A 12,394-nucleotide genomic window follows, 5' to 3' on the forward strand; every position below is an offset into this window, starting at 1 on the left:
TCGAACTGCTACCACACGCCAATAAAAAAACCGCAATCAGCCGATCGCGGCGTCGCTTTTCATACGAATGACATTGGCCGCACTGGCAGAACCATCACGCCAGAACGACAACTGGGCAAACTTTTCAAACAGGTCCGGCGGCAACAGCGTGCGCCGCGACTGGGGGGCCACCCTGGGCTTGACCTTGTGCAGGCCGGCAACGCCCAACGCCTGGTCGAAGGCCGGGGCGTCGTAGGTCAGGTGATTGAAATCGTGTTCGAACCAAGGCTCGTCGATGAACGCATATACCAACCGCATCACGCGCTCCGGGGCTTGGGTCAGCAAGTCATAGTCAACGATCAGCAAGGACTCGGCGTTGTCGCCGTAATACGCTTCTTTGAGCGCGGTCCAGGCAAACCCCACCAGGCGATTGCGCTGGGCCAGGGTTTCGCAGCGGCTGTAGACGGTGTTGCGCTCATCATCGTCGTTGAACAGCTTGGTGTTCTCGAACGGATTGGCGCGGTAGAGGCGCTCCAGACTGTCGAGCACCCAGGCGACATTGCGCACACAGGCGATGGTCTTGGCCTGGGGAAACAGATCCTGCAAGGCCGGCAAGCGCGCGCACCAATGCCGGTTGGTATCGAAAATAACGGGCTTGTCGGCCTTATCGGCGTAATAGGAATCGAACAGGCCGCGCAGCAGCCGGCGGCGCAGGTTGGTATCGATCACCGAGCCAAATTCGCTGCCGGCGCTGCACTGCTGCAGCACACTGCTAAAGAGCGAACCGACCGGGCTGGTCATACCGGCATGAAACCGCGGGTTCTGCAGCAAAATCGCAGAAAGCAGGGTCGAGCCTGAGCGCGGAAGACCGGAAATAAAATGAAACTGCGGCAATCCCTTCACCAGTCATAAAGTCCTTTTTGTGAGGCCAAGCGTAGCCGAGGAAAAATACTCCGCCTAGTAGTACTTTGATATCAACCCACCCTGAATGAGAAAAAGAGATGGATGGTATTGCCTGATCGAGAACTGAATGGATTAAGCCAACCAAACCTACTTTTCGATGTCTTGGTTTCGACAGAATCAAATGATCCCGTCTACGCTCAGCCATGCGTAACCAGGCCAGGGAATGAAGGCGTCGGGCTGATCGCGGACGGCTTGCTTGTACCTGCCAGGTGGCGTCAGACCAATGACCTGAGGGATGAGGAAGTTATGGAAGTATTCATGGGCACTATCCAACCGTTCGCCTTTAATTTCGCACCCCGAGGCTGGGCGCTGTGCAATGGGCAGACGATCAGCATTTCCCAATATTCGGCGCTGTTTGCATTGCTGGGGATCAACTTCGGAGGCAACGGCCAGTCCACCTTTATGCTCCCCAACCTGCAAGGGCGCCTGCCTTTAGGGATGGGCACCGGGCTGGGCCTGACACAGAGGACCATCGGCGACACGGCTGGCAGCGAGAACGTCAGCGCAACACTGTCCAACTTGCCTGCACACACCCATACGCTCACGGGCGTCACCGCCTCGACCACCCTGCAATTGGCCAACCCGGCCAGCAATCCCGTAAACGCGCCGACATCCACCAACTCATTCATTGGCACCTCGGGTACCGGGCCGGGCTCGGCGGCGATCTATTCAGATCAGTTGGGTGCCTCGCCAGTGCCGCTGCAAGGCGTGACCACCACCGTCAGCGGCACGGTGTCGCCTTCTGGAGGCGGCACACCGATGGCGGTCATGAACCCATACCTGGCCGTCAACTTCAGCATTGCTCTTGAAGGGATTTTCCCTCCCCACGACTGATGATCCGCCAGAGGGCTGCGGCCCTCTGGCCTTGTGGAGTGTCGATATGCTGCAAAAGGTTCATAGCCACCATTTTCAAGCGCTGCTGGGTCAGACCCGAAGCCTGATCCTGCCGGACGGTCACCGTCTGGAAGTGCGCATTGAGCACTTGGAAGAAACCCCCAAAGCTAAAATGCCCAACACCGAGCGCATGCCGTTCAATGTGCAACTCAACAGCCTGGAAGACACGGCCTTCGTGGACGGACTGTGCGATCTGGACATCCCTGAACTGGGAAGGCTGGAAGGCGTTTTCGTATCCCGCGTACCGGCCGCGGGACGGGACCCGTCGCGGGGTTATTTCTGCATCACGTTCAATTGAACCCGAGCGGTTGGCGGCCGCTCAGAGACTTTTCGGATACCAGACCAACCGCTCTGCCCCCGGGTTCTGCTCCTGCACCTCGAAGCCCAGCGCCAGATAGTGCTGACGCGCATGGGGGTTGCTGGCCCAGACCACAGTCCACACCGGGCAGCGGATCTGTTGCGCAGCCTTCTGCACCCCGTGCAGAACCGCCCGACCATACCCGCGCCCACGAGCTTGGGGGATAAAGGCCAGGTACAGGACCCGGATTTCATGGGCGCCAAAATCCGTGCTCAAGGCGCCGATAGCGGTGCCGAGCTTTTCCACCACGTAATGCATGGCATCGGGAAAATGCTCGCCCAGCCCTCGCTCCTGCACCTGGAATTGCTGCGCGATCATCTGCTGCCGTTGCTCGGGCTCACCGTCGACCCATTGCAGATCCGGGCGCGCCGCCTGATAGAGCGCTTGCAAAAACCCAGCATCGCTGACCCTTGAGGGCCGCACCACCAATCCTTCAGCCGTGACTGCATCCATATCGATTCCTTAAAAGCCGCTTTCCCTGACACCCAGCGCCGCCAACCGTCGCCAAGCCGCGCCCAATACCGACTCACCCTGCCCCTGCAGAACCACCGCACCCCGCAGCGGTTGCAGCGGCGCGGCGGTATCGTCAATGGCACTCAAGCGCACGCCATAGTGCGCCTGCACGGGCTGCGCCCGTTGTTGCGAATCCCGGCGTACGGCAATTGGTCCGTGGTGGTCGGAGGTCAAGGCTTGCTGCTCAATGAAGGCCACACCGTTGGTGTCGATTTCATCCAATTGCACGGCAATGGAGGCGTGCATCGGATCGTCAGCGATAAACCGTCCCTTGGCGCCAGGCGCGACGCGCCACAGCTCGGCCTCGGTCAGGTAGCCGCGCAGCCGCGAATCGGTCTGCACCACCCGCGCCAGCACTTGTGTGGGCGCCAACCAACGGCCCATGGTGAGTTGCGGCAGCAGGTCGCGTACCTGACCGGCATGGGGCGCGCGCAGCAACAGGCGCTCGCGCTGGGCAACCAACCCCCGGTACTCGGCCACCGCTTCGGCCAATTGTTGTTCGATGATGCCGGCATCCGCGGCGGTTTCACTGCGCCCGGCCTGGCGACGCATCTGCAACTGCTGGATCTCGATTTCCCGGCGCACGATGAGCAGACGCGAGGCCATATCCGACGATTCCAGCTCAATCAATACATCGCCCTGAGCCACCGTTTGGCCGTCGTGCACATTGACCTGCCGCACCCGCGCCGCCACCGGTGCATGCAAGGCACTGGCACGCCCGGCCTCGAACATTGCCGGCACTTCCACGGCGCTGCGCCATGGCAGCCACAGCGCCAGCAGCAGCGTCAGCAACACCAGACCGGTCAGCCATACCCTTGGGCCATGGGCCTGTTCGCGGCGGCTCCACCATTGCCGCCATTCTTTGACGATGGGCATCACGATGAACCACATCAATTCCACCATCATCAGGAAAATGCCCAACACCTTGAAAAACAGGTGATACACCGCCAGGGCGATGCCGAAAAACAACGCCGCGCGCCATAACCAGGCACCGTAGCCCCATAGCAACAAACGACGGCGCATCGGCGGCGACCACGGCTCCGGCGCGGCCAGGCCATAGCCGAACAACACTTCACGCAGATGCCAGCGACACAGCGCGAACGCGCGACCCTGAAGGTTATCCACCGCCCAGAAATCGCTGAGCAGGAAGTAGCCATCGAAACGCATAAACGGATTGAGGTTGATGATCAACGTGGTGATCCACGTGGCGCTGGCCAGCATGAACGCCGCCGTGCGCGCCGGCCCGTCCGGCAGCAGCGACCAGGTCAGCAAGGCAACGCACGCCAGCAGCAATTCCGCCAGCACGCCGCCGGCACCGATCAGCAAACGGGCACGCCGATCATTGACCCTCCAGGCATCGCTCACGTCGGTATAAAACATCGGCAACAGCACCATGAACGCCACACCCATGCTCTGCACGCGACAACCAGCGCGCTTGGCCATAAACGCATGGCCGAACTCATGGCACAACTTGGCAAAGAACAAGGCCACCCCAAACGCCAGCGCCCCGCCAAGGCTGAACAGATGCGGAAATGTCGCAACGAACCGCTGCCAATCCCGCGACACCAGGAACCCCCCCAGCCCCAGGACCAGCGGTATGCCGTAGCGCAGCATGCTCGGGCCAAACCGCGCCAACACAGGCCAGGTGCGGTTGAGAAAGGCATCCGGGCGCCACAACGGAATGCGGAAAAACAGGTACTGATGCAGCAGGATTTGCCAAAGGCTCTGGCGCTGGGCGGCGATCTTGAGCGCATAGCTGTCGCGTTGTTGCGCATCCAGGCCGCTGATCAAGTCATGGCCGCGTAAAAACCCCAGCAGTTCTTCCAGGGACTGCGGCGTAAGTGGCAGGCCCGGCTCACGGTTCGCCGCTTGCAGGACCCGCTCCGGGTCGCCCAGGGACCAATGCCGCAGCATGCGCATGGCCGCCGCGCCGATTTTGAAATAGCGCCCGCGCACCGGGTCGGCCAGGGTCCATTGCGGCGAACCGTCCCGATCCGGCGCCGCTGCCGATAGTTGCAGATCGGCGCGCAGACTCGGCAAGCCCATGCTAGAGACCTACGCTCTGACGCAGGCCGGCCAACGGCCGACGCAGCAGGTACAGCGCCAGCGGGGCGCGGTCGCCGAAAATCTTCGCGGTGCCACGCAGGCCGATACGCGGCGCGGTCGCATCGAAACGTGCATCCAGGCGATAGGCCAATTGACCGGACGCGGTGGGTTGCGCTTCATAGGCCGAACGTTCGAGCCAGGCCACATGCCGATGCAGCGGATCGCTGTCGAGAAACAATGCCACCTGCGCGCCTGGGGCCAAGGCAATCGCGTCGCCCACCGCCAATTCGATCCGCAACTCGGCCTGATTCGGGTCCGCGATTTCCATCAACCGCTCGCCGGTCTGCACCGGTTTGCCCAGCCAGCGTTCGGCATCGGGAAACACGGCAATACCGTCGCGCTCGGCGCGCACTTCGCTGCGTTTGAGCAGTTCGACCGCGTAGTTGCGCTCAGCGCGTTTCTGTTCCACGCGCGCGGCCAGCAGGTCGATCTTCGAACTCGATTCCGCATCGGCGAACGAACGCTGGGAGTGGGTCTTGAGTTCCGCTTCGGCCACACCCAAGGCCCGTTCGGCCACATCGGCCTGGGCCTTGAGGCTGGTGCTTTCGAAGCGCAGCAAAAGGTCGCCGCTTTTGACGGTTTGGTTGGGTTTGACCAGAAACTCGGCGATCACACCGTCCAACGGTGCGGCGACCACTTGCCCGCCCAGCGGCACCACTTCGGCCGGGGCCAGTACCGATTGGCGCACCGGTATCAGCAAGCCCAACAACAGCAGCGCCACCAGCGCCACCCGCCATTTGCGCGACCAGCGCAAGCGCCATGGCTTGCGCGGTTGCAGCGCCAGCCAGGCATGGCTGTAGGTATCGCCCAATTGCGACAACAGGACTTGTTCGGGGTTACTCCACGGAAGGTCGCGGGCCAGCCATAACCCTCCGAACACTTGGCCCTGATGATCGATCAACGGCAACCAGAACACCTGACCGGCCGACAGGCTTTGCCAGTCCGCCCGAATGGCTTCGCTTACCTCATCGGCGTCGATCACCCGTGCCTGATTCAAACGGGTCTGCTTGAACAGCGACGCCACGGCCTGCTCGACGAATGCCACGAACGGCGCATTCGGCTCCACCGCGCTCACACCGGTGACAGCTTGGACTTTGCCGGCAATCAATAAAGCGGCATGGCGAAACCCGAACAGTGCCTGACCGTCATTGACCAGGCTGTAGCTCAGTTGCGCCGGCGTTCGCGCGGCACGGGTCTGGCGCTCCAGGTCAAGGAAGCGCGCGAACACCTGCTCGGTGTTGCCTTTGAACGGCGCGTTCACTGGGGCTCTGCGAAACGCGCGGTACCGCTCATGCCGGACAGCAGCCCACCGGCATCCGGCACGCTCGCCACCAGCAACAGCGTCTGACTCCCCTCATCGATGCGTGCCCCCAAACGCTTGACCGTCGCTTGTAGCGACTTGCCAGTTTCATCCGGCGTAAAGCTGAACGTCTGTCCCGGCTTGAGCTTGCCCATCCAGCGCGACGGCACCAACAGGTGAATTTCCAAGCTGCGGTTATCGACGATTTCCAGCAACGGTGCGCCAGCCGAAACGCTCTCATAGCGTTGCACTTTGCGCTGCACCACTTGACCGTCATACGGCGCCAGCACATTGCAGCGTTTGACTTGTACCTGGTAGACCTGGGACTGGGCCTGGGCTTCACTCAACCGCGCTTCGGCGCGGGCCACTTCAAAGCGTCCGACTGAATTGAGCGCCGCCAACTGTTTGTTGTGCGCCAGTTCTTCCCCGGCACCACGGCTGGCGGCTTGGGCGGCGTTCAATTGGGCCTGGTAGGCCGAACAATCGAAACGCGCCAGGGTGTCGCCTTTTTTGAACGTCTCACCCTCGCTGAACGGCAACTCGACGATGCGCCCGGATAGCTCACTGGCGAGCATCGCCTGGTCGCGGGCACGCAACACGCCCCGCGCTTCGCTGTCGGCACTGGCGGTGGTCGCAGGCGAATGATCCAACAACGGGTCTTCGGCCATGGCCAGCTGAGCCACGCCCAATATGCCGATAAAACCCAACGCCCATCCATGCAATTGCTTCATATGGTCGACTCCCTGACGATGACCGCAGTCTAAGTCAGCGAAATTAAATTGCCACTACCCCCAATCGGACAAATCGGCAAATTGTGTAGGCAGTCACCAAAGCAATTGTCAGATCAAGCTATGATTGCGCCCCTCCAAGCACCAGGATCAAGGACACCTCATGCGCATCGGTTTTTTGTCACCTCTGGCACTGGCCCTGCTGGCCGGTCTCTCCGTGCAGGCCCAGGCCAGCTCCGACGATTCGTGCTACCCCGACTGGCGTGTTTCCCGCGACACCCTCGACCCGTGTAGCAACCAGCCTTTCCTCAGCCCCGGCAACGACAGCCGGGTCAACCTGCGCCTGCTGCTGGCCGACAAAAAAAATACGGGCCTGACGCCCAATGCCCTGAGCGAAGATGACCTGGCCCAGGGTTTCGGCCCGGTGCCGTTCCCGGTATATCGCTTGTCGCAGGGTGGCGGTACGGACACCGAGCCCGATGACGGCGCAGACACATCGTCCACTGCCGAACTGGACAACCTGCTGCAACCCCTGGGCATCAAGCGCGAGGACTACACCACCGCCGGCGAGGCGTTTGTCACGGGCGAGGGCAGCCGTTGCCGCAGCAACGACGACGACAGTGCCACCGCGTTTGTGCGCCAAGTGGTCAAGGCCGATATGCCGGCCGCCGAACGCGAGCTGCTGGTCAAAGCCCGCCTGCAACTGCTCACCACCTGCGAGTGGGACGGCCCGGTCGTGGCGAATGCACAGCAACTGCAATCGACCGACGGCCAGCAGCTGTACACCTACCTGCAAGCCGCCGCCGATTTTTATAGCGGCCGTTTTGCCGAAGCCGAGCGCGGCTTCAGCGCCGCCCGCAGCAGCGCCCTGCCCTGGCTCAAGGAAGCCGCGCTGTACATGACCGCCCGCACTGCGCTGAACCAGGCCCAGGCCGACGCGTACGATGCCGACGGCGTGCCGACTCTGGCGCGTGTGGATAAGTCGGCGCTGGCCAATGCCGAGCAAGCCTTCGATAGCTACCTGAGTACTTATCCACAAGGCGATTACAGCGCCTCCGCGCGCGGCCTGCTGCGGCGGGTCTATTGGTTGGCCGATGATGGCAGCAAACTGGCCGAGGCGTATGCCTGGAGCCTCACGCAAGCCAGCGACGCGCAGCGCAATGTGTCCGAGGATGAGCTGGTGGAAGAGGCTGACCTCAAGTTGTTGATGGTCAACAGCCAGCCAGTGAAGACGCCGATGATCCAACTGGTCAGCGACCTGATGGTGATGCGCGGCGGCAATCAGCCGACCTTGTCCCGCGCAGACCTGGAGAAGCAAAAGGCATTGTTTGCCAGCGAACCCGAACTCTACGATTACCTGCTGGCGGTGTGTGCGCTGTACATCGAGCACCAGCCGGATGCCGCGTTGAAGCAGCTGCCGCAACGTGTGCCGTCGAGCCTGAATTACTTCGCCTTCAGCCAACAGACCCTGCGCGCCCTGGCGCTGGAAGCCAAGCAAGATTGGAAACGCGCCCAAGCGCTGTGGCTGCAACTGCTGCCACTGGCCAAACTGCCGTTGATGCACGATCAACTGGAACTGGCCCTGGCCATGAACTACGAGCGCAGCGGCCAGTTGGCCGAGGTGTTTGCCGCCGACTCGCCGATCAGCGCCAAGCAAGTGCGCTACAGCCTGTTGCGCAACGTCGCCGGGCCTGAGCTGCTGCGCCAACAGATCGCCCAGGCCAGCGATCCGGTGGAGCGCCAGACTGCGCAATTCGTGTTGCTCTACAAAGACCTGCTGCGCGGCCAGTTCGCCACCTTTGCCGAGGACTTCAAGCAACTGCCGACGCCAGTGCCCGAAGATAAGTTGAGCAGCAGCCTGGGCTATGTCTACAGCGAAGGGCAGACGTTGAAACTGTTCCAGTGGAACGGTGAAAAAGCCGCCTCCGGCTACACCTGCCCGGCCATCGCGCAAACTGCCGCGACCCTGCAAACCGAGGCCAAGAACCCCCAGGCCCTGAACTGCCTCGGCGAGTTCATCCTGCGCAACAACCTGGACGGCATGCCGCTGGAACAAGCACGCGCCGCCGGCAGCCTGGGCAGCACCGCGTCGGACTTCAAAGGAACCACCTTCTCGCGACTCGACGGTTACAAGCAGGTGATTGGCGACGCCAAGGCGCCGAAAACGGACAAGGCCTATGCGCTGTTTCGCGCCATCAACTGCTACGCGCCGGCCGGCTATAACAGCTGCGGTGGGCAGGACGTTGAACCGGCCGTGCGCAAAGCCTGGTTCCGCCAGCTCAAAAGCGGCTACGCCGACACCCAGTGGGGCAAATCGCTGCAGTACTACTGGTGAAACACCTGTGGCTCGGCTTGCTGATGCTGGCGAGCCCGGCCTTTGGCGCCGTCGACGCCCGCGACTATGACGCCTTCTGGCTGTGGAGCGGCGTCAAGTCCCAAGCGGTGCTCAAACAGGCCAAGACCCTCTACATCCTGCAGGGCCAGATCAACTCTACCCGCCGCGCCCCCCAGCGCGGCGTGCAGCTGATCGCCCAGGGCATGAGCGTACCGCGCCTGACCCAGGGCGAGGTTTGGGTGGTATACCGCGCCCACACCCTGCGCTGGCCAGAACCGATCTACACCCAGCTGCTCGGCCAGGTGCAACGCTGGCGCGACGCGGGCAACCCGGTGATAGGTATCCAGATCGACTTCGACGCCCGCACCCAATACCTGCACGAATACGCCGACTTTCTGCGCGACCTGCGCCAGCGCCTGCCCGCCGACCTGCGGCTGAGCATCACCGGCCTGATGGACTGGAGCAGCAACGCCGACCCAGCCGCCATCGCCCAGCTCAAAGGCGTGGTGGATGAAGTGGTGGTGCAGACCTATCAAGGCCGCCACAGCATCCCGGATTACGCCGCGTATTTGCCGCGGATGAATCGGCTGGGGCTGCCGTTCAAGATCGGCTTGATTCAGGGCGGTGAATGGCAGGCGCCGGGGTATTTGCAGAGCAATGAATGGTTTCGGGGGTATGTGGTGTTTTTGCAGAACCCTTGAACATCCTTGGAGCGAGCTTGCCCGCTCCAAGGGCACCTGGCTACCAGTCGTACGTCAGGCTCGACACCGCCGTCCGTCCTTGCCCGTAGTAGCAATCCAGATCGCTGGTGCACTGCGAAACGTAGGTCTTGTCGGTGAGGTTCTGCACATTCAGCGCCAGTTTCACGCCTTTGAGTTTCAGCGGCGAGCGGCTTAGGTCGTAGCTCAGGCTGGCGTCGTAGACGCTATACGAGGGTACGCTGAAGGCGCCTTCGTAGTAGTCGCCCAGGCTTTGGCGGGCGTAGCGCACACCCAGCCCCGCGCCGAGACCGGCCAGCGGGGTGTCGCCAAGCACGGTGTAATTGACCCACATCGACGCCGTGAGCGGCGAAATGCCTGCGGGGTGGCGGCCTTGGCGACCGTCGTTGTCCTTGGTGTATTTGATGTCGTTACGCGAGGCCGACGCGATGATCTCCCAAGCGTCGCTGAGCGCTGCCTTGGCTTCCAGCTCCACGCCGCGTGAGCGCATGGCGCCGCTTTGGGTGCTGTAGGTGGTGTCCACCGGGTTGGTGGTGAGCACATTTTCCTGGTCCAGCTGATAGACCGAGACCTGCACAAAACTCTTCTGGCCGGGCGGCTGGTACTTCACGCCGACTTCGTACTGGTTGCCGGTAGACGGCTCGAACGGCTTTTTATTTACGTCGGTGCCCGCCAGTGGCAGGAAGGATTCCGTGTAGCTGACGAAGGGCGCCAAGCCGTTATCGAACAGGTACACCAACCCCGCACGACCGGTGAACGCCTGGTCTTTGCTGGCAAAGCGCGTATCGGTCAAGGGCTCTTTGTTCACGACGTTGGCCCAGTCATAGCGCCCGCCCAGGACCAGCGCCCATTTATCCAACTTGATCTGGTCCTGAACGTACAGGCCGGTCTGGGTGATGGTGCGATCCCAACGATATGGCTGGCCAAAATTCAGGCGCTGCCCATAGACCGGCTTGAACAGGTCGATGATCGGCGGATTGCGGTCATACAGGCCATGGAACAGCGAGCCGGAATGGTAGTAATCCAGGCCCAGGATCAGGGTGTGGGACAACGCGCCTGTGTCGAATTCGGCCTGAGCGATGCTGTCCACGCCAAACACTTTGTTGTTTTGCGCCCAGTCCACACCGAAGCGTTGCAGGTAGCGTTGATCCTGCACACCGGTGACCGGGTTGGCGACGAAACGGTAGCCGTGCAACGGCGCGGTGTAACGGTCGTCCACCTCGGCGTAGCGCGCATTTTGTTTGAGGGTCCAGGTTTCGTTGAGGCGATGGGAAATCTCGTAGCCCAGCACGTACTGCTCGCGGTTGTATTGGTTGACGCCGGGCTCGCCGATAAACACATCGCGCTTGATCTTACCGTTGGGGTTGGCCCACAAGGTGCCGGACGCCGGCAGGCCTTGGGCTTCGGGCACACCTTCGTCTTTCTGGTACTGGGCGAACAGCGTCACATGGGTGTCGTCGTTGGGGCGCCAGGTGAAGCTGGGGGCGATGAACTGCCGTTTGTTCTCGACGTAGTTGATCTCGTCCTGCCCATCGTTGGCCAGGCCGGTCAGGCGATACAGAAATTGCCCCTGCTCATCCAGCGGACCGCTGAGGTCGATGGCCGCGCTTTTATGCTCGTAGGTGCCGGCTTCCAGCACCACTTGGTGTACCGGGGTTTCGCTGGGGCGTTTGCTGACCATATTGACGATACCGCCCGGCTGGTTTTGCCCGTACAGCACCGAAGCCGGGCCTTTGAGGACTTCAATGCGCTCCAAGGAATAGGGCTCGATTTGCAGCGCGCCGCCAGTGCTGCCACCGCCATAGGGCAGGTGCAAACCGTCGAGGTACAGGGGTGTGGGCGAGAAGCCCCGCGAGGTGGGTTCATCGAACAACTTGACCCGGTCGGCGAAGCCGCCGGCGCTCATGCCCGGCGTGTACAGCAATGCCTGGGTGACGCTCTGGGCACCGCGCGCCTTGATCTCGGCGGCAGTGATCACGTTGATGGTCTGGGGGATTTCCACCAGCGCCGAATCGGTCTTGCTGCCGGAGGCGCTGCGGGTGGCAACGATGCCGTCCACCGGGCCCCAGGCGCTTTCCTCGGCTTGTTGGGCGCTGATCTGGGTAGCCCCAAGTTGCAACGTGCCGTCAGACGCGCTCGCCTGCAACGACCAACCGCCCTGGGATTGCATCGCCACCAAGCCGCTGCCCGCCAGCAACCGCTCCAGACCGGCCCCCACCGCATAACGCCCTTGCAGACCGGCGCTGCGCTTACCTTCCGTAAGCGTGGCATCAACCGACAACAAGATGCCCGAGGCACTGGCGAAACGGTTCAACGCCTGGTCGAGACTGCCCGCCGGGATGGCGTAGGTACGCACTTCTTCAGTGGCTTCGGCGGCATAGGCCAAGGTCGGCAGCATCGGCGCGGTCGCCATCAGGCCGACAAACAGACCATGGCGCAGGGCGCGGGCCAAGGGTTGGATTGGGTGGTGCGGCATTGCAGGACTCCCCGTGAGAACGC

Annotated in this window: 10 protein-coding genes; 4 read left to right on the forward strand and 6 right to left on the reverse strand. The window is 62.2% G+C overall.

Annotation, left to right across the window (positions count from 1 at the left end):
• Nucleotides 1–36 precede the first annotated feature (36 nt).
• On the reverse strand, nucleotides 37–882 hold the full coding sequence (locus tag FIV35_RS21490) for a sulfotransferase family protein (protein ID WP_034136398.1): 846 nt from the start codon (nucleotides 880–882) through the stop codon (nucleotides 37–39).
• A gap of 306 nt (nucleotides 883–1,188) precedes the next feature.
• Between FIV35_RS21490 and FIV35_RS21495 the strand changes: the two genes are divergently transcribed.
• Nucleotides 1,189–1,776 carry a phage tail protein gene (locus FIV35_RS21495; protein WP_034111238.1) on the forward strand — a complete coding sequence of 196 codons (588 nt, stop codon included), beginning with the start codon at nucleotides 1,189–1,191 and terminating at the stop codon, nucleotides 1,774–1,776.
• Between the two features lie 46 nt (nucleotides 1,777–1,822).
• Nucleotides 1,823–2,134, forward strand: a complete 312-nt coding sequence (locus FIV35_RS21500) for a DUF6916 family protein (protein ID WP_034136397.1) — start codon at nucleotides 1,823–1,825, stop codon at nucleotides 2,132–2,134.
• A gap of 21 nt (nucleotides 2,135–2,155) precedes the next feature.
• On the opposite strand, the gene FIV35_RS21505 is transcribed toward FIV35_RS21500, so the two are convergent.
• From FIV35_RS21505 to FIV35_RS21520, 4 genes are read right to left on the reverse strand one after another with little or no spacing between them, the layout of a single operon-like run.
• Complete coding sequence (locus FIV35_RS21505; protein WP_034136396.1) at nucleotides 2,156–2,647, reverse strand: GNAT family N-acetyltransferase; 492 nt, start codon at nucleotides 2,645–2,647, stop codon at nucleotides 2,156–2,158.
• 9 nt (nucleotides 2,648–2,656) lie between these two features.
• A complete protein-coding gene (locus FIV35_RS21510) occupies nucleotides 2,657–4,753 on the reverse strand; it encodes a site-2 protease family protein (protein ID WP_034136395.1) in 2,097 nt (698 codons plus the stop codon).
• A gap of 1 nt (nucleotide 4,754) precedes the next feature.
• Entirely contained in the window at nucleotides 4,755–6,074 is a 1,320-nt protein-coding gene (locus FIV35_RS21515) for an efflux RND transporter periplasmic adaptor subunit (protein ID WP_034136394.1), read from the reverse strand.
• Entirely contained in the window at nucleotides 6,071–6,844 is a 774-nt protein-coding gene (locus tag FIV35_RS21520; protein ID WP_034136393.1) for an efflux RND transporter periplasmic adaptor subunit, read from the reverse strand. Before FIV35_RS21520 ends, FIV35_RS21515 begins: the two co-directional genes overlap by 4 nt.
• A gap of 160 nt (nucleotides 6,845–7,004) precedes the next feature.
• Between FIV35_RS21520 and FIV35_RS21525 the strand changes: the two genes are divergently transcribed.
• The gene (locus tag FIV35_RS21525) at nucleotides 7,005–9,176 is read left to right on the forward strand and encodes a PA5441 family protein (protein WP_034136392.1); all 2,172 of its coding nucleotides are present in this window, start codon (nucleotides 7,005–7,007) and stop codon (nucleotides 9,174–9,176) included.
• On the forward strand, nucleotides 9,173–9,877 hold the full coding sequence (locus tag FIV35_RS21530) for a DUF3142 domain-containing protein (protein ID WP_034136391.1): 705 nt from the start codon (nucleotides 9,173–9,175) through the stop codon (nucleotides 9,875–9,877). Before FIV35_RS21525 ends, FIV35_RS21530 begins: the two co-directional genes overlap by 4 nt.
• Nucleotides 9,878–9,917: 40 nt before the next feature.
• Here FIV35_RS21530 and FIV35_RS21535 read toward each other — a convergent pair whose 3' ends face one another.
• On the reverse strand, nucleotides 9,918–12,371 hold the full coding sequence (locus FIV35_RS21535; RefSeq protein WP_034136390.1) for a TonB-dependent siderophore receptor: 2,454 nt from the start codon (nucleotides 12,369–12,371) through the stop codon (nucleotides 9,918–9,920).
• Between the last annotated feature and the right edge of the window lie 23 nt (nucleotides 12,372–12,394).

This window comes from Pseudomonas rhodesiae (genome assembly GCF_007858255.1).
GTDB classification, from domain to species: Bacteria; Pseudomonadota; Gammaproteobacteria; order Pseudomonadales; family Pseudomonadaceae; genus Aquipseudomonas; species Aquipseudomonas rhodesiae.